At 69.3% G+C, this 540-nt stretch carries 1 protein-coding gene; it reads left to right on the plus strand.

What is annotated here, in order from left to right:
• Window positions 1-323: 323 nt before the first annotated feature.
• On the plus strand, window positions 324-540 hold a 217-nt coding region (locus CCN39_RS48100; RefSeq protein WP_143264484.1), incomplete at its 3' end, for an ABC transporter ATP-binding protein.

The following is a 540-nucleotide window of genomic DNA, read 5'->3' on the forward strand; positions in this document are numbered from 1 at the left end:
CGCGGCAGCGCGTACTCGCCGAGGACGGTCATCAGCAGCGACCGCGCGCTGGCGTGACTGACCTCGCGGCGGCGGCTCACCGTGGGCCGGGGCGCGGACGGGCGGCTTTCCCTCGGTTTCGGCCTGCGGCCGAGGGTGACCGGGGGAGCGGGCTCGCCCATGCTGTTCACCGACCTCACTGTGTTGTCGCACTGACAGGCTGCGGGACTGACAACCGAACAGGGTACCCACAGTGAGTGATCAAAGCGCCACGGGACACACACTGTCGGTGGTTTTGACCTTGATCTGACAGTTCACCACGAGGTCGTAGACTCGGCTACCTCATGAGCGCAACTCTCGTCGCGAAGGACCTGGCCGCGGGCCACGGTGACCGCATCCTCTTCTCCGGCCTCGACCTCGTGGTGGCACCCGGCGACGTCGTCGGCCTGGTCGGCGTCAACGGCGCCGGCAAATCGACACTCCTGCGGACCCTCGCCGGCCTCGCGAAGCCGGACAGCGGCGAGGTCCGCCTGAACCCGCCGGCCGCGACGGTCGGGCATC

Origin of the sequence: Amycolatopsis kentuckyensis (assembly GCF_002155975.1) — a bacterium.
Lineage (GTDB): Bacteria > Actinomycetota > Actinomycetes > Mycobacteriales > Pseudonocardiaceae > Amycolatopsis > Amycolatopsis kentuckyensis.